The 16,393-nt window shown below is 47.5% G+C and carries 16 protein-coding genes, 1 riboswitch and 1 other annotated feature (1 of these 18 cut by a window edge); of the genes, 2 read left to right on the forward strand and 14 right to left on the reverse strand.

The features are described from left to right. Positions 1 to 12: 12 nt before the first annotated feature. Positions 13 to 1,992 carry a PTS system trehalose-specific EIIBC component gene (treP, locus tag B5E64_RS10580; RefSeq protein WP_087168486.1) on the reverse strand — a complete coding sequence of 660 codons (1,980 nt, stop codon included), beginning with the start codon at positions 1,990 to 1,992 and terminating at the stop codon, positions 13 to 15. A 164-nt stretch (positions 1,993 to 2,156) separates the two neighbouring features. Here treP and treR point away from each other — a divergent pair, with 164 nt between their 5' ends. Next, positions 2,157 to 2,882, forward strand: coding sequence for a trehalose operon repressor (treR, locus tag B5E64_RS10585; protein ID WP_087168487.1), 726 nt, complete (start codon positions 2,157 to 2,159; stop codon positions 2,880 to 2,882). Positions 2,883 to 2,955: 73 nt separating this feature from the next. Here treR and B5E64_RS18410 read toward each other — a convergent pair whose 3' ends face one another. From B5E64_RS18410 to nadA, 10 genes are all read right to left on the reverse strand, one after another. Continuing rightward, positions 2,956 to 4,386, reverse strand: coding sequence for a polysaccharide deacetylase family protein (locus B5E64_RS18410; RefSeq protein ID WP_158099233.1), 1,431 nt, complete (start codon positions 4,384 to 4,386; stop codon positions 2,956 to 2,958). Positions 4,387 to 4,832: 446 nt separating this feature from the next. After that, a complete protein-coding gene (locus tag B5E64_RS10595) occupies positions 4,833 to 5,582 on the reverse strand; it encodes an ABC transporter ATP-binding protein (protein ID WP_087168489.1) in 750 nt (249 codons plus the stop codon). A 12-nt stretch (positions 5,583 to 5,594) separates the two neighbouring features. Then, positions 5,595 to 6,596 (reverse strand): ABC transporter substrate-binding protein, encoded by a 1,002-nt coding sequence (locus B5E64_RS10600; protein WP_087168490.1) that lies wholly within the window; start codon positions 6,594 to 6,596, stop codon positions 5,595 to 5,597. Next, the gene (locus B5E64_RS10605) at positions 6,597 to 7,370 is read right to left on the reverse strand and encodes an ABC transporter permease (RefSeq protein WP_087168491.1); all 774 of its coding nucleotides are present in this window, start codon (positions 7,368 to 7,370) and stop codon (positions 6,597 to 6,599) included. It abuts the gene before it with no gap. Continuing rightward, a complete protein-coding gene (locus tag B5E64_RS10610; protein ID WP_087168492.1) occupies positions 7,339 to 7,635 on the reverse strand; it encodes a thiamine-binding protein in 297 nt (98 codons plus the stop codon). The genes B5E64_RS10605 and B5E64_RS10610 overlap by 32 nt, the downstream gene beginning before the upstream one ends. A 135-nt stretch (positions 7,636 to 7,770) precedes the next feature. Beyond that, positions 7,771 to 7,884: riboswitch (TPP riboswitch) on the reverse strand. A gap of 104 nt (positions 7,885 to 7,988) precedes the next feature. Then, positions 7,989 to 8,495: a flavin reductase family protein gene (locus B5E64_RS10615; protein WP_087168493.1), complete on the reverse strand. Its 507-nt coding sequence runs from the start codon at positions 8,493 to 8,495 to the stop codon at positions 7,989 to 7,991. A 46-nt stretch (positions 8,496 to 8,541) separates the two neighbouring features. Continuing rightward, positions 8,542 to 9,084, reverse strand: a complete 543-nt coding sequence (locus tag B5E64_RS10620; RefSeq protein ID WP_087168494.1) for a transcription repressor NadR — start codon at positions 9,082 to 9,084, stop codon at positions 8,542 to 8,544. 30 nt (positions 9,085 to 9,114) lie between these two features. Next, positions 9,115 to 9,969: a carboxylating nicotinate-nucleotide diphosphorylase gene (gene nadC / locus B5E64_RS10625; protein ID WP_087168495.1), complete on the reverse strand. Its 855-nt coding sequence runs from the start codon at positions 9,967 to 9,969 to the stop codon at positions 9,115 to 9,117. Next, entirely contained in the window at positions 9,966 to 11,273 is a 1,308-nt protein-coding gene (locus B5E64_RS10630; protein ID WP_087168496.1) for an L-aspartate oxidase, read from the reverse strand. The genes nadC and B5E64_RS10630 overlap by 4 nt, the downstream gene beginning before the upstream one ends. A gap of 16 nt (positions 11,274 to 11,289) precedes the next feature. After that, positions 11,290 to 12,198, reverse strand: a complete 909-nt coding sequence (gene nadA / locus B5E64_RS10635) for a quinolinate synthase NadA (RefSeq protein WP_087168497.1) — start codon at positions 12,196 to 12,198, stop codon at positions 11,290 to 11,292. Positions 12,199 to 12,463: 265 nt separating this feature from the next. On the opposite strand from nadA, the gene B5E64_RS10640 reads away from it, so the two are divergent. Next, on the forward strand, positions 12,464 to 12,976 hold the full coding sequence (locus B5E64_RS10640) for a GrpB family protein (protein ID WP_087168498.1): 513 nt from the start codon (positions 12,464 to 12,466) through the stop codon (positions 12,974 to 12,976). Between the two features lie 62 nt (positions 12,977 to 13,038). Here the strand turns inward: B5E64_RS10640 and B5E64_RS10645 are convergent, their stop codons facing one another. From B5E64_RS10645 to B5E64_RS10655, 3 genes are all read right to left on the reverse strand, one after another. Next, a complete protein-coding gene (locus B5E64_RS10645) occupies positions 13,039 to 13,794 on the reverse strand; it encodes a ZIP family metal transporter (protein WP_087168499.1) in 756 nt (251 codons plus the stop codon). A 1-nt stretch (position 13,795) separates the two neighbouring features. After that, positions 13,796 to 15,016 carry a tyrosine--tRNA ligase gene (tyrS, locus tag B5E64_RS10650; RefSeq protein ID WP_087168500.1) on the reverse strand — a complete coding sequence of 407 codons (1,221 nt, stop codon included), beginning with the start codon at positions 15,014 to 15,016 and terminating at the stop codon, positions 13,796 to 13,798. Between the two features lie 65 nt (positions 15,017 to 15,081). Next, a complete protein-coding gene (locus tag B5E64_RS10655) occupies positions 15,082 to 16,188 on the reverse strand; it encodes an NUDIX domain-containing protein (RefSeq protein WP_087168501.1) in 1,107 nt (368 codons plus the stop codon). A gap of 69 nt (positions 16,189 to 16,257) precedes the next feature. Beyond that, positions 16,258 to 16,393, reverse strand: a binding site (T-box leader); it runs 126 nt beyond the window's last position.

The raw sequence follows: 16,393 nt of genomic DNA on the forward strand, positions 1-16,393 counted from the left end.
TTCCCTTCCTTTTTATTCAAACGAGATCACTGTTGTCTTTCCTGCCTCTGCCGTCTGTCCCGGCTTCATCTGAATATTCTTTGCACTTCCTTCTCCTGTCACAATCAGCATGGTGGTTGTTGGATGTCCTGCCGCCTTGATCTTCTCCGGATCAAACTGGATCAGCGGTGTGCCGCATTTGACATGATCTCCCTGAGCTACAAGAAGTTTGAATCCGTCTCCTCCCATGTCTACCGTATCGATGCCTACATGGATCAGAATCTCCATACCATTTGCAAGTGTCAGGCCGCATGCGTGTCCGGTCTCGGCCATTACGATGCTGACTTCCGCATCTGCCGGAGCTACCACTGTCGTGTCGGTCGGTTCAATAGCAACACCGTCTCCCATGATTTTCTGTGAAAACACATTGTCATCTACTTCTTCAATCGGAATCACGTTTCCGCTTAAAATTGCTTTGATTTCTGTAACCGGTTCTGACGGTGTTTCTTCTTTTGCTTCTGTTTCCAGAACCGCTTCTGCTTCCGGGGCTTCTGCCAAAACTTTTTCCCGAGCTTCTTTTTCCACGAGACCTCTGTCTTCTGCTGAAAGTTTCTTCATTCCTACGAAGAATGTCAGCAGGAACGGTACTACGATTGCTTCTGCCATGGCAAGCAGGAAAATCAGATAGAATTCCGGCTTGATGGAGATAATGCCCGGAAGTCCGCCGACACCGATACTCAGCGCCTGAACTCCGCATCCTACGGAGATCATAGCCGCAATTGCGGAACCGATCATACCGCAGATCAGCGGGAATCCGTATTTTAAGTTGACACCGAAGAGGGCCGGTTCTGTAACTCCGAGATAACAGGAGATACATGCCGGAACATTGACCTGCTGTGCCCTTTCATTTTTCTTCTGAATAATGGACATGGCCAGTACACTGGATCCCTGGGCGATGTTGGAAAGTGCGATCATCGGCCAGAGAATCGTGCCGTCATACGTGTTGACAAGCTGTGTATCGATAGCGTTTGTCATGTGGTGAAGTCCCGTCATGACAATCGGTGCGTACAGCAGTCCGAACAGCCCTGCAAACAGCCATCCGAAATTGGACATCAGGCCGCCGTAAACGACATCTGCGATGGCATTCCCGATTGTCCAGCCGATCGGTCCTACTACAGTGTGGGCAATAATTACTGCCGGAACGAGAGAACAGAACGGTACAACAATCATACTGATGACTTCCGGACAATGTTTCTTAAAAAACTTTTCCAGATAAACAAGTACAAAGCCTGCCATCATGGCCGCAATGACCTGTCCCTGGTAACCAATCATCTCTACCTTTGCGAATCCGAAATCCCATACCGGAATCTCACTTGCCGGAGTGTCCGCTACGCTGAATCCATTTAACAGCTGGGAAGATACCAGAGTAAGTCCAAGGATAATACCAAGGATCTGTGTCGTACCCATCTTCTTTGTGATGGACCACACAATACCAACCGGCAGCAGATGGAAAACGGCTTCGCCGATCAGCCACAGAAAGTTGTAAGTTCCTTCCCAGAACTGATACATATCCGCAAGACTCTTTGTTCCATTTTCAAAAAAATTGATCTCTCCGATAATATTCCGGAATCCGAGAATCAAACCTCCGCAGATCAGGGCCGGGATCAGCGGGGCAAAGATCTCGCCAAGCGCTCCCATAATCTTCTGCACCACATTCTGATTTGTCTTGGCCGCCGCTTTTGCCGCTTCCTTGCTGACTCCTTCGATGCCTGCGTAGGAAGTGAACTCGTTGTAAAATACGGACACATCATTTCCTATAATTACCTGATACTGCCCTGCCTGTGTGAATGTTCCTTTTACTGCCGGAATCTCTTCAATGGCCTTCTCATCCGCTTTCTTCGGATCCACGAGTACGAAACGCATTCTCGTCATACAATGGGAAACAGCCTGGATGTTTTCTTTGCCGCCGATCAGCTTTAAGAGCTGCTTCACGTCATTTTCGTATTTCGCCATGGTTCTCTCTCCTTTTCTTTTTATTACGAACTTGTTTGAACAACTTGAATGTAGCATACTTGTTTAAACATGTCAATCGTTTTTTTATAACTCTCTCTTGATTTCTGCATCTCTTCTCTTTATACTGTAACTAAGATGTTTAAACAAGAAAGGAAGTGCTCCATTTGCCAAAAGCGAAATACGATATGATTTACCATGACCTGAAACAGAAAATTGAAGACGAGACCTATCCTTATCAGGAGCTTCTCCCTTCTGAGCACATTCTTGTCAAAACATACGGCTGTTCCCGCAACACTGTCCGCCGTGCCCTGGCCGAACTGACTTCTGACGGATATGTTCAACCCATGCACGGGAAAGGTGTCCGCAACATTTTTCAGCCTGTGGAACAGGCTGCCTTTACAGTGGGCGGGATTGAATCCTTTCAGGAATCCGCTCTCCGGAACAACAAAGTTCCTTTCACACGGATTCTTCAGTTTTCCGAGCTTTCCGCCGATAAAAAAATCGCCAAAAAAACAGGATTTGCTTTCGGGACACCGCTTTACTACATACAGAGGCTGCGTTATCTGGATGGAATTCCTCTGATCCTTGACCACAATTATTTCAATGCCGAACAAATAAAAGGTCTGACCCCGGAGATTGCCCGTCATTCCGTCTATGCTTATCTGGAAAATGAACTTGGAATGACCATCGCAACAAGCAAGCGTACCATGACTGTGGAACATATGACTCAGGTGGATGAAACCTATCTGGATCTGAAAGACTATAACTGTCTTGCCGTTATTACCAATCAGACCTATGATGACAACGGTATTCAGTTTGAATACACGCAGTCGCGGCACCGCCCGGATTATTTCCAGTTCCAGGATGTTGCGGCAAGAAAGAAAAAATAAAGCCATCCGGATTTCCTTGTTTCCGGATGGCTTTGTCCTCTGGCTTTGCTTTTGATACATTTCTTACTTTTATTCAGTTATTCACATGATGATGTGGAGCATAGGAATCTATCGTCAGACCCTTGAACGCATATCCAAGTTTACGGTAATGTTCAATAATTTTCGGGAGCGCTTTTACTGTCGTATCCTTTGCATCAGTATCATGCATCAGGATATTGATATGCTTTGCGCAGGATGATGTTGCTTCCGCGACAAGCTTTTCTTCCGGGACATTATTTCCGCTGGCATCCGTAGAATCACAGTTCCAGTCAAAATACTGATATCCTTTTTCCTGAACCGCTTTTGTCAGTCTCGTCATCAGCCCCGGTACATACTTTTTACTGATGGTATTACTTGAACCTCCCGGGAACCGGATCAGGCAGGACTTCTCTCCGGTGACATTTTCCACCATATCGGATATTTCCTGAAGATCTTTAAAATAATTTTCTTCCGATGCGTAGACTGAAGCATAGTCATGCGTATATGTATGAAGACCGATGGAATGTCCCTTCTCATAAGCAAGACGGATCAGATCATTCTTTTTCTGATTATTTCCGGTAACAAAGAAAGTTCCTTTTACTTTATACTGTTCAAGAATATCAAGAATTTTCTTCGTATTATCCGATGGTCCGTCATCAAATGTAAGATAAACGATCTTCTCATCCCACTCCGGATTTGCTTCCACCGTAATATTCTGCACGATTTCCTCCTGATTTCCGGAACGGTCTTTTGCAGTATAAACCGCCTGATAAGATCCAGGCACGGCAAGATCTACATTTTCAGAATGAATCTCCAGGGATGGTGACGGATCCATATCATCTGTCACAGTTACCCCCTGAGAGAAATCCAGTACCTTTCCCTGCTTCACCGTCAAATCCTGTACTCCCTGTATTTCCGGCTTTTGCGTATCTTTTTTTCTTGTCAGCACCGCGTCTTTGACCGTCTGATTGCCGCTCGCATCTTCTGCCAGGATCTCCACCGTGTAATTTCCTTCTTCATTCCAGCTTCCTTCCTCCGCAAAACGGACCGTTACATCAGAAAGGTCTTCCGTCTTTTCCACAAACATCTCCGGTTTGATTTCTTCTGTCATGTCAGTGGTATAATCCTTTACTTCCAGATCCGGCGGAGTCGTATCTCTCACCTTTACTACCGCTTTTTCACTGTGGTTTCGCCAGGTATAAACAATCGGATAATCTCCTTCTTTCGATATATCAACACTGGATTTTACAGAAACCTCCTCCGGTTTTCCAAACCATACCTTTTTTATCTGGTCCATCGGATCAAATGCCTCTCCCATCTCATGTTCGATCACACCGCCTTTCAGCTTCAGTGGATGTGTGAAGGTATATAAAAATCCTCCTGCGCCGGCTAACACAAGCAGTATCAGAACCGTCAGGCCTATTCTTATAAATAACTGCCGTTTTCTTTCTTCTTTTACGTTGCTTCTCTTTCTGTGTTCTTTCATAACTTTTCTCATGCTTTTTGTATCCTTATCTTATGTTGTCGCTTTTTGTAGTCATCAGAATAGCACCCCCTCCCACCATAGTCAATGAATCATTTTTTAAGATTTCTTAAAATTTATTTATTATATTCATATTTGTATTTAATTTAATAAACTTTCTCTCTATATTACTTGTTTGTTACATAATTATTAATATTTATCTTCAATTTAAGAACATAAAAGGCTGTATCTGCCTGACAGCCACAGCCTTTCTGCTCCTCATGATTCTAATGCCTTTATCCTTTGATATGGAATGCGTCAAATCCCGGATATACCGCATAACGGGACGGATCCTTGTCACGAAGTTCCAGAGCTTCAAATTCACCAGTGGAAGCCCCGCCTTGGTCACTGTATGAAATTCTTCGTTTACTTATCTTTTTCTGTCCTATACAAAAAAAGAACCAGAGGAACTACTCCTCTGATTCTTCAATCTTTTCCAGTATTCGTTTTTTATAGGAAAGGAACTCTTCTGTCAGCTGAAAATCGTTTCTTCTTGGTTTTGGCTCTTCAATGCGGATCTCATCGATGATATGTCCCGGTTTCCCGCCGAGGATATAAATCCGGTCCGACAGAAGCACCGCCTCATCAATATCATGGGTGATAAATACGGTAGACAGATGAATCTGCTCCATCACATCCAGATACCACCGGTGCATGGACCGTTTTGTCAGCGTATCCAGCGCGGAAAACGGTTCATCCAAAAGAGCCAGTCTGTCTGAAAACAGGTAAGTCCGAAGAAGCGCCGCCCGCTGCCTCATTCCTCCGGAAAGCTGTGCTGGATATTTTTTCTCAGTCCCGGCAAGTCCGAATTCTTCAAAATACGGGGCCGCTTTCTTTCTTGCTTCTTTCTTCTTCATGCCGCCAATCACAAGGGGAAGGGCAACATTATCCTCCACCGTGCGGTACGGCAGAAGCAGATCTTTCTGAAGCATGTAGCTGACATTGCCCGGCTTTCCCGTGATCTCCTCCCCGTCCAGAAACACCTGTCCCCGGTCCGGCTTCAGCAGTCCGGAAATCACATTAAACAGCGTCGTTTTTCCGCCTCCGCTGACACCAAGAAGGCTCACCAGCTCCCTGTCATGGATCTCGATGGAGATATCCTCAATAATTGTCCTTCCATCAAAGGATTTTGTCACACCTGACACTACTAAATCTGCCATCTTTCCTCCTTGCTACTCCGGAAGATATTCGTTGGAAAATCCGGTATTTTCCGGAATTTCGTTCTCGGTAAGTCCATTCTCATTCAGCCAGTTGTAAAACAGATTCCAGCGATCCGGATCGATATAGCCCCATCTGTCCGCATCTGCGATATACTGATCTTTCAGATATTCCTGGCTTGCCTTTACAAGCTCCTGATCAAGTTCCGGTGCTGCCTCGCACAGAATCTCCGCCGCTCCATCCGGATCTTCGATCGCATCTTCATATCCTTTCTTCACCGCACTCAGGAATTTCTTCGCGGTCTCCGGCTCTTTTTCCAGAAACTCGTTATTTCCAATAATTACCGGCGTATAATAGTCAAATGCCGGGTTGATATCCTTAAAAGCGAAATAATCGGTTTCCAGTCCTGCAACTTCCGTTGCCACACCTGCCCAGGCATAGAAAATCCAGATGGCATCCACGGATTTGGATTCCAGAGCGGACACTTCGTCCGTCACGGTACTTGGAATCAGCTCAACTTTACTGAAATCACCGCCGTCTGCCTCCACAACATTTTCCATCATTGCTTTCTCGATCGGAGCGTCCCAGGTGGCATATTTCTTTCCCTCCAGGCCTTTCGGAGTATCCATCCCTTCGCCCTTTCTGGAAATAATGCCTGATGTATTGTGCTGGACAACCGCTGCCACCGCTGTCGTCGGAAGTGCATCTTCCCCTACAACACCCGGCGCCATCGTATCCTGGAAGGAAATCCCGAACTGAGCCTTTCCCGAAGCAACCAGCGCATCCGCGCCATCCTCCGGTGGCTGTACAATTTCCACTTCCAGACCTTCATCCTCAAAATATCCTTTTTCCTGCGCCACATAAAGGCCGGTATGGTTGGTATTCGGCGTCCAGTCGAGCACGAACGTAATCTTTTCTTTCTCATTTTCCCCCTGCGAGGTTTCACCAGAACCACAGGCAGCCAGGGAGAGCGCCATACATCCTGCGGTTAATACTGCAACAATTTTCTTTTTCATCTAATGTTTCTCCTCCGTCTGTTCCCAGGCCATGCACTTTTTCTGCAGCAAATCTACCAGCTTCATCAAAACAAGGCTGATTACCGAGATCAGCAGGATCACCGCAAACATTTTATCAAATGCAAATGCCTTTTTTACCCTTGTCATATACACGCCAAGACCGTTAAATCCTCCGAGCCACTCGGAAATCACTGCTCCTACCACTGAATAGGACGCCGAAATCCTTAGGCTTGAAAAAAACTGGCCCATGGCTCCCGGAAGCTTGATATACCGGAAAATCTGAACTCTTCCCGCTCCCATGGAACGCAGAAGATTGATCATGTCCCGGTCCGCCGACCGGAATCCGTTCAGAAGTCCCACCGTCACCGGGAAAAAGGTCACAATGACAATCAGAATCACCTTTGGAAGCATCTCATATCCAAACCACAGCACAAGAAGCGGGGCAATGGCTACCGTTGGAATCGTCTGGGTAACGACAATCAGCGGGTAGAGAGCCTGATACAGTCGGTCAAACCGGTCCATGATGACTGCCATCACAAAGCCCAGAACCACCCCGCAGAACAGACCGAGAAATGCCTCTGCAAGCGTCACTTTCGCATGTTCCATCAAAAGTGGGAAGTCACTGATTAAAGCCTGTACCACCTCCACCGGCGACGGCAGCATATATCCCGGCACCAGGCCGGCCGAAGCTGCCACCTGCCATATGACGATGATGACCACAAGGGCCGCAGCGGACCAGAGCCTACTCGTGATGCTTTGAAACTTTCTTTTCAATGGACAGCACGTCTCCTTCCGGTCTGTAGCTGACTTTGATATACGCTGCTACATGCGGCGCGCCTGCACGCACAGCAATGTGCTGACATTCTTTTACAATGTCCATCAGCTCATCATAATCACCCTCTATTGTTGTCTCGAAAGGTCCCACGTAACAGTTCAGGCCTGTACTTTTGATATAGGCAATTACCTCGTCTACAATACGAATCAGTTCCTCATCGTTTGCCGCGTCCGGTAAGGACTGGATTGCTACACTTGCATTCATTTTCTCTTTCCTCCTGTAAATTTATCATAATGAAACAAAGTGGGTAAATCACAAAAAAACTCTGCCGGAACGCCTCCGGCAGAGATATCTTATCGTCCATGGGTACGAGACTGGTCTTTTCGTCCATGCAGTACTCCACTTCTGCAATATGCTCCCTACGCCGGTATGATCCGGATCAGGTATGAGGGTAAAAGACGCATGCCGGTCCTACTCTCAGCCGGACTGTCTCCGGCTCCCCTTTGTCCTGTATTAGTCTACGACACCTTTCTGCCTGTTGTCAAGAATTTCCTTTATTGGGGACGTGTTCCGATGCATCGGAACACGTCCCCAATGATATGATTAATAAACACTCTTTATTCTTTTATATAAATCTTTTCTATTGATCCGATGTACATGGTATGGTAATCGCGGTCGGAGTACCATTTTGCATCGTTTTCTTTGACATCGAATCCTTCCGGACTCATGAATTGATGGTACTGTTTTTTGCAGAGGATGATAAGTTTTGCCTCTTCGAATGCTGCGGTTCCTTCTACGTTCACTGGTGTGAGTCCGGCTTCTTTGATTTTGTCCCGCTCTCTTCCGGATACGGTTCCGCATAAATTCAGTGCTTTCCGATATGCTTCTTCAAAAAATGTGATGGTGAAGTATTCTCCCTGATCGACAAATTCTTTTGTGTACCGGGTCTGGCGGATGTAGGCTGTAATTGATGGTTTTCCCCAGATCACGCCCATGCCTCCCCAGCTTGCTGTCATTGTATTGCAGTGTGTTTCATCTCCTGCTGTAATCAGCATCCATTCTTTTCCGATGGCGGTAAATGGATTCACATTCAGTTCTTCCGGTTTGATTTCTTTCCATCCCATGGCAGTGTTCCCCTTTCTTTTCTTTCAATATTTCTATGATACGCTATCATACCATTTCTTCTTTTCGTCCGTCTACAGTCTCCTGCTCATCCAGGAAATGTTTCTTTCTCAGTTCTTCTTCGATGGCATCGAGGATTTCTTCGCTTTCGGCGCTGATGGTGTGAAAATGACTTCCGCTTGTAATGTTTTTCAGCGGACTGGACTGCCCGGCTTTGATGTCTTCTACAAAATCCATCACCTGTTTTCTTGTCCGGATGCCAAGTTCGGCCCGCAGGGTTCCGTACACGTTATGGCTGATAAATACATCTTCCGCAGTCCCGCCGAAATCCACAATCGTATTCAGTTCTTCCATGATCTCATCGTCTGTATGTTTCACCCGGATGACTCTGCTGGCTCTGTGGCTTCCCTGGCAGATGTATCCCCGGCAGGTGGAAACAATCTCATTTCCGGCAGCCCGAAGCACCGCGATATCCTGCACAATTACCTGACGGCTTACTTCAAAGTTTCTGGCAAGCTGAGTTCCGGATACCGGGCTTTCACTTCCCTGAATCTCTTTTAAAATCTTCTGTCTGCGAACTTCTCCGTCCATGGCTTTTCATCCTTTCTCATCGTCCTTCGCCTAGTCAACCGGATGCAGGTTTTTCAGCGAAATGTCCAGAATCGGAGCGGAATGAGTCAATGCTCCGCTGGAAATATAGTCTACACCTGCTGCCGCAAGCTGTGCAGCATTTTCTTTTGTCACGTTACCGGAACATTCTGTGCTTGCTCTGCCGTCAATATAATCAACTGCCTCTTTCATCATTTCCAGAGACATGTTGTCAAGCATGATAATATCAGCACCCGCTTCCACCGCTTCTTTTACCATCTCCAGAGTTTCCGTCTCCACCTCGATCTTCCGTACAAACGGTGCGTACTCCCTGGCCAGTTCCACTGCCTTTTTAACGCTGCCTGCCGCCCCGATATGATTATCTTTTAACAGTACGCCGTCGGAAAGATTGTACCGGTGATTATAGCCGCCTCCTGTGCGGACGGCGTATTTTTCAAAAATCCGCATGTTCGGCGTTGTCTTTCTTGTGTCAAGCAGTTTAGTCTTCGTTCCTTCCAGAAGTTTTGCCACACTTCTTGTATAGGTGGCGATTCCGCTCATTCTCTGAAGATAGTTTAAGGCCGTGCGCTCCCCGGAGAGCAGTACACGAATGTCTCCTGCCACAACTCCCATCTTCTGACCTTTTTTGACTTCATCTCCATCTTTTACAAACAGGGTGACCCTCGTAGATGGATCCAGCAGAGTAAACACTCTTTCAAACACCCAGAGCCCTGCAATGATACCGTCTTCTTTGCAGATCAGATCTACTTCTCCTTCACGCCGTTCTCTCATCACCGCATTGGTAGTGATGTCCTCGCTTGTAATATCTTCCTCCAGTGCCTGCATGATCAGTTTATCTGCCACCAGTTTCATCGTAATCTCATTCATCTTGCTTTCCTTACCCTTTCTATCTCATCCAGCACTTCCTCCCGGTATATCTGTGGAAGTCTGTCTTTTTCCTTTTGAATCTGCGCCTCTGCCGCTTCTGCAAGTCCTGCCGTCTCTTCCCGGCTTGCATCGTTCTCCTCCCAGGTCTCCGTCAGATGTCTGGCTGCTCTCGCCCCGAACACCAGGCTTTCCAGAAGGGAATTGCTTGCAAGACGGTTTGCTCCGTGCACACCGTTACAGCTTGTCTCCCCTACTGCGTACAGATGCTCCATTGATGTCTTACTGTGTTTGTCGACATGAATTCCTCCCATGAAATAGTGCTGTGCCGGGACAACCGGAATCCAGTCTTTTGTCACATCGTAGCCTTCTTCCAGACAGCGCTCATATATATGCGGGAAATGGCTTTTGATGACTTCTTCTCCCAGAACGGTCATGTCCAGCCATACATACGGCGTCTGGTCTTTCTCCATCTGCTTTCTGATTTCTGCTGTAAGCAGATCCCTTGGAAGCACCTCATTTGCAAACCGTTTTCCGTCCGCGCCATAGAGCTTTGCTCCCTCACCCCGCACGGACTCGGAAATCAAAAACCGGCGTCCCGGCTTTTTGGAATAAAGCGTCGTCGGATGAATCTGGATATAATCAATGTGCTCCAGCTCGATATGATGACGCAGGGCAAGCGCCAGCGCATCCCCGGTCAAATGCGGATAATTGGTCGAATGCTTATAAAGCCCTCCGATTCCGCCTGTTGCCAGAATCGTATACTCCGCCTCCAGGAAACAGTCTTCCCCGTCTTCCTGCGAAGCCACGACACCATAACACCGATTGTCCTTTTCCACCAGATCCAGCATCGTCACATGTTCCAGAATAGTCACATTACTTCTTGTCCGGACTGCTTTCAGAAGTTTGCTCGTAATCTCCTCCCCGGTAATATCCTCGTGAAACAGAATTCTCGGCTTGGAGTGGCATCCTTCCCTTGTATAATCGAATTCTCCGTCTTTTTTCGCAAAATCCACGCCGTAATCAACCAGTTCCCGGATCACGTCTCTGGAAGACCGGATCATAATATCCACGGATTCTACCCGGTTCTCATAATGCCCTGCTTTCAGTGTATCTTCCATGAAACTGTCGTAGTCCGTATCGTCTCTTAACACACAGATTCCGCCCTGTGCAAGAAAGGAATCGCTGTGCTCCACCTCATCCTTCGTGATCATCAGGACCTGTCTGTCTTCCGGCACATGGAGGGCGGCAAACAGTCCGCTCGCTCCGGTTCCTACGATCAAAATATCTGTCTGTATCGTTTTCATTTTACACACCCCTCTGTTATTTCGCAAGCTTCAGCATCTGCTCCATGGCATGTTTTGCCTTTTCACTGACTTCGGCATCCACCTGCACCTCATTACTCTCATCCCGCAGACAATCCCGGATTTTCTCGAGTGTCACCTTTTTCATATCATGACAGCACTGTTCCTTCTGAATCGGGTAAAACTTCTTGTCCGGATTCTGTTTCTTCAGTTCGTACATCACTCCGGTCTCCGTTCCAATCAGAAATTCTCCGGCATCGCTTTCTGCCGCCGCCTTGATAATGCCGGAGGTACTTCCTGCATAATCTGCAAGATCCACCACTTCTTTCGGACATTCCGGATGAACAAACACCAGGGCATCCGGATGTGCTTCTTTGGCGCTTAACACTTCTTCGGCAGTCATCTGATGATGTACCGGGCAGTACCCGTCTCCGAGAATAATCTCCTTTTCCGGTACCTGAGCTGCCACAAAACTTCCCAGATGCTGATCCGGTATAAAATAAATCCGTCGATTCGGCAGTGCCTTTACCACCTTCACCGCATTCGCCGATGTCACGCAGACATCGGAATACCGTTTAAGTTCCGCAGTCGAATTAATGTAACATACCACTGCCAGTTCCGGATCACTCTCCTTCATCGCTTTGATTTTTTCCACATCGGCCATATGTGCCATGGCACAGTCTGCCGTCGGATCCGGAAGCAGCACTTTTTTCTCCGGATTTAAAATCTTGGCACTTTCTCCCATAAAAGAAACTCCTGCAAAAACAAGAATCTTTGCATCCGTCTCCTTTGCCACCTTGCTCAGATAAAACGAATCCCCGGTATAATCTGCAATCTCCTGTACCTCATCCGGTACATAATAGTGTGCCAGTATCACGGCCTGTTTCTCTTTTTTCAGTATCTCAATCTCTTCTCTCAAAGAACTCATTGCGGTTTCCTCCCGTATCTTTACTCATTTACACCGCATTATACACCTGTTTTTTACAGGTGACAAGACACCTGTTTCAGAATTGTAAATTCTGCTGGCAGAACAAAGAAAAATAAGGACGATTTCAATCGAAATGACAATACAGGAAAGAGAATCTGTGGTACAATAAATTTTCAGGAAATGCGAAAACCTTACGGACAGAAAGTACAATATCTGCGAAGTAAAAGAGACATAAATAATCTACTATAAATAGGAGGTGCAACGAATGGAAGGTGTAAAGCGCTATTGCGTTCGTCTTCTCACTCATAACGAACAGTGGAAGGAAGAATTTCAAAAAGTAAAGCAGTCTATTCAGGAGCAGTGGGCTGATAATGTTCTCGATATCCAGCACGTTGGAAGTACCGCCGTCCCTCTCATCTGTGCCAAACCGATTCTCGATGTGGCTGTCCGGCTCCGGTCGGTTCGGCAGTTGGATCCGTCTTTTCTCGAAGCACTCGGTTATGACTACTGTGGAATCCAGCACGGAAATCCTCTTCACCACTTATTTGTCCTGCGTGGTCCCGGTGAGATTTCTCTTCAGCATATCCACTGTTACGATCAGACCGCCCCGGAATTTGACCGGATTGTCGGTTTCCGGGACTATTTAAACGCCCACCCGGATGCTGCAAGGCTGTATGAAGCATTAAAAAAGGATCTTGCCGAAAAATATCCGGACAACCGTCCGGCCTACACAAAAGGAAAAGAGGATTTCATCCAAAATATCTGTGAAAAATTTTGAGTATAAAAACAGCCGGCACGTTTTCGTACCGGCTGCTTTTTACGCGCTTATTTTGTTTATCGTTAATGTGCATGCATAAACATCATGCCGAGAAGGATTCCAAGAACCGTAAAAAATGCCGGCGTTTTGCCTCGATAGAGAGCGTTTGCCTCCGGCAGAATCTCGCCAAAATTGACATAGAGCATGGCTCCTGACGCAAAGCTTAGGCTGATAGCAAGTCCCATCTGACCCATATCACCAATCCAGTACCCAAGGACGCCTCCGACAATGATCGCCGCCCCGCTCAATGCGGTCAGCAGGACTGCTCTGCCTTTGGACATTCCCGCTGCCAGAAGAGGTGCGCAGATCGCCATTCCTTCCGGCACATTGTGGATCCCGATAAAGATGGCGAGAGTCAGGGCCGGGCTTCCGATCAGGCTTCCGTGGCTTACCAAAGATGCACCGATCGTCATGCCCACCGGAATATTGTGACACGCCACTGCAACCATCATTGCGACTCCGGCAGTCATCATCTTCCGGCTCATACGGCTTTTTGCCTGCTCTGCCTTCTGATCCATCACCCGTTCCAGAAGATAGACGGTCAGGAAACCAATGATCACAAAGACGGCAATCCCACCTTTGGACATTCCGGTTTCCAGTGCGTCGTGAAACAGATCCAGACAGACAATGCTGATCATGGTTCCGGACGCAAAGCTCAACAAAAGACTCATCGCCTTATCCGAGCCCTTCCTTACCGTCGTGCTGAGCGCCGCTCCGATTCCGGTTCCTCCGATTCCCGACAATGCTGTCAATACAATAATCGTAATAAGCATTTTCATATTATTTCACCACTATTTTACGGAAATTTTTCTTTCCTCTCCTTAAAACAAAATCTTCTTCAAAATCTTCCTTCGTGTATGCGGTGTAGGTATCCGTTACCTTTTCGCCGTTGACTGCGGCTCCTCCCTGCTGTACTGCACGTCTTGCCTCAGACCTGGACGGTACCAGGCCGCTCTTATGGAGCAGAGTCAGGATATCGATTTTTCCGTCTGTAAAGTCTTCGTCAGTAAGCTCACAGGTCGGCATCTCAGCTGCGCTTCCGCTGGAGAACAGTGCACGGGCGCTGTCCTGTGCCTTCTTCGCCTCTTCCTCTCCGTGAACCAGCTTGGTCAGCTCGTATGCAAGAATCTCTTTTGCCTGATTTAACTGGCTGCCTTCCCAGGAATCCATCTTGTCAATTTCTTCCAGCGGAAGGAAGGTCAGCATACGGATGCATTTTAATACATCGGCATCCGCCACATTTCTCCAGTACTGGTAGAATTCAAACGGAGATGTCTTGTTCGGATCCAGCCATACCGCTCCGGACTGTGTCTTGCCCATCTTCTTTCCTTCAGAGTTCAGAAGCAGTGTGATTGTCATGGCACACGCATTCTTTCCTAATTTCCGGCGGATCAACTCGGTACCGCCAAGCATGTTTGACCACTGATCGTCCCCGCCGAACTGCATATTGCAGCCGTATTTCTGGTACAGCATGTAGAAGTCGTAGCTCTGCATGATCATGTAGTTAAATTCCAGGAAACTAAGTCCCTTTTCCATTCTCTGCTTGTAGCACTCCGCACGCAGCATGTTGTTGACACTGAAATGCGGTCCCACTTCACGGAGAAAATCAATGTAGTTCAGATCAAGAAGCCAGTCAGCATTATTTACCATGAGTGCTTTCCCGTCTGAGAAATCAATAAATTTACTCATCTGCTTTTTAAAGCATTCACAGTTGTGCTGAATCTGCTCCGGCGTCATCATGGAACGCATATCTGTTCTTCCGGACGGATCCCCGATATATCCGGTTCCGCCTCCTACCAGGGCGATCGGCTTGTTCCCTGCCATCTGAAGACGTTTCATCAGGCAGAGCGCCATGAAATGCCCTACATGAAGGCTGTCCGCTGTCGGGTCAAACCCGATGTAAAAAGTCGCCTTTCCGTTGTTGATCAGCTCTCTGATCTCTTCTTCGTCTGTAACCTGAGCAATCAGGCCTCTTGCTTGCAATTCCTCGTAAATCTGCATCTTCCTTACCTCTTCTTTCCTTATATTATGTGAACATGATCTGTGAAATTCGTCCGCTTTCGCGTCTATTTCGGCCCTGCCGGGAAATTTCCCCGGACAAAGCGCCCCTCTTTTTCCACCTGTTTCACAAAACGGTTCACTTCTTTTCTTGTCTTTAAGACAATCAGCTTGGTGCCGGAAAGTTTCTTCATATATCCATAGTAATGCGCCTTGCTTCTCCGGTCAAAATTCCAGATCCGTTTTAGAAATCCCGGATCAAACTTCTCCGGACATCCCGGATTCATGCTCGGCCTTGGCTTCCCGTAATTTGTGATCACCCTTCTTAGCACGCTCAGAATGCAAAACCACCGTTTAAAATCCAGATAAATCACGGTGTCGCACACATCCATCCGATGCTCCACTGTCCGTGGAAAATTTCCGTCCATGATCCATTCCGGCTTGCGGATCTCGCTTTGGGTGAGCCGGTCAAACTCATCGAAAGGCTTCCGCTTCCACCCGTTGTCCCATGACAGCGCATCCAGGTAGACAACCGGGAGATCCATGATCTTCCCAAGTTGCCCGGCCAGCGTAGACTTTCCGCTTCCGCTGCACCCGAGAATAACGATCTTCTTTGATTCCTGTCTGTTCTTTCCCCGGCAAACCGGGTATCGCTCTTTTCTCCGGTCTTCCCTCAAAAAAACTTCCATCTTTTCCCTGAGTCGGCAAAACCGCTGATAGATCGGAGGGGCAATCTTTCCTTCTTCTCCCATCCGGACAAACTCCGAAAGACTCACCCACCTGGCATCTGCGGTCTCTCCTTTCTGAAGACGGATTTCTTCAACAGGAACAGTTTTTCTGACAATGTAGAAATCGATAAACGCATACTCTTCCATCTGGGAATCCAGAAGATGAAGCTCGTTTTCCCTCACCCGGATCCCGGTCTCCTCAAACAGCTCCCTTACCGCTGCCGCCCTGCTTTCCTCGCCGGCCTCCAGAGCTCCGCCTGTATTCTCCCATGTTCCCGGATACTTCTCCTTATCCGGAGAACGCAGCGTCAGCAGGATCTCATTTTGGTCATTGACGACACACGCAACCACAACAATATGAAATTCTCCCTTTACCATCAGATCTTTCCTGCCCGCCTGCTTCCCAAGCGGCTGCCGGTTTTCATCAAATAAATCCCATACCTCCATGGCCTGTAACCTCTCAGAACAAAGTTTCCTGGAACAAAGTTTCCTGTTAAATAAAAATCCCCCGTCCTTAGAAAGGACGAGGGTTATGCTCGTGGTACCACCTTTTTTCCCGGAATCAATCCGGCTCAGTAAGACATCTCCTTCCTCCACTCACCATGGAATCCCGGAAATATCCCGGCACTATAACGTGTGCCCTGACGTCACA

The organism is Drancourtella sp. An12 (assembly GCF_002160935.1).
Taxonomy (GTDB): domain Bacteria; phylum Bacillota; class Clostridia; order Lachnospirales; family Lachnospiraceae; genus Sellimonas; species Sellimonas catena.

What these genes read in the sequence shown, in the direction of transcription:
- treP (WP_087168486.1), bottom strand. Translation starts at nt 1,992, where the DNA reads ATGGCGAAATACGAAAATGACGTGAAGCAGCTCTTAAAGCTGATCGGC.
- B5E64_RS18410 (WP_158099233.1), bottom strand. Translation starts at nt 4,386, where the DNA reads ATGAAAGAACACAGAAAGAGAAGCAACGTAAAAGAAGAAAGAAAACGG.
- B5E64_RS10595 (WP_087168489.1), bottom strand. Translation starts at nt 5,582, where the DNA reads ATGGCAGATTTAGTAGTGTCAGGTGTGACAAAATCCTTTGATGGAAGG.
- B5E64_RS10600 (WP_087168490.1), bottom strand. Translation starts at nt 6,596, where the DNA reads ATGAAAAAGAAAATTGTTGCAGTATTAACCGCAGGATGTATGGCGCTC.
- B5E64_RS10610 (WP_087168492.1), bottom strand. Translation starts at nt 7,635, where the DNA reads ATGAATGCAAGTGTAGCAATCCAGTCCTTACCGGACGCGGCAAACGAT.
- B5E64_RS10615 (WP_087168493.1), bottom strand. Translation starts at nt 8,495, where the DNA reads ATGGGATGGAAAGAAATCAAACCGGAAGAACTGAATGTGAATCCATTT.
- B5E64_RS10620 (WP_087168494.1), bottom strand. Translation starts at nt 9,084, where the DNA reads ATGGACGGAGAAGTTCGCAGACAGAAGATTTTAAAAGAGATTCAGGGA.
- nadC (WP_087168495.1), bottom strand. Translation starts at nt 9,969, where the DNA reads ATGAATGAGATTACGATGAAACTGGTGGCAGATAAACTGATCATGCAG.
- B5E64_RS10630 (WP_087168496.1), bottom strand. Translation starts at nt 11,273, where the DNA reads ATGAAAACGATACAGACAGATATTTTGATCGTAGGAACCGGAGCGAGC.
- nadA (WP_087168497.1), bottom strand. Translation starts at nt 12,198, where the DNA reads ATGAGTTCTTTGAGAGAAGAGATTGAGATACTGAAAAAAGAGAAACAG.
- B5E64_RS10640 (WP_087168498.1), top strand. Translation starts at nt 12,464, where the DNA reads ATGGAAGGTGTAAAGCGCTATTGCGTTCGTCTTCTCACTCATAACGAA.
- B5E64_RS10645 (WP_087168499.1), bottom strand. Translation starts at nt 13,794, where the DNA reads ATGAAAATGCTTATTACGATTATTGTATTGACAGCATTGTCGGGAATC.
- tyrS (WP_087168500.1), bottom strand. Translation starts at nt 15,016, where the DNA reads ATGCAGATTTACGAGGAATTGCAAGCAAGAGGCCTGATTGCTCAGGTT.
- B5E64_RS10655 (WP_087168501.1), bottom strand. Translation starts at nt 16,188, where the DNA reads ATGGAGGTATGGGATTTATTTGATGAAAACCGGCAGCCGCTTGGGAAG.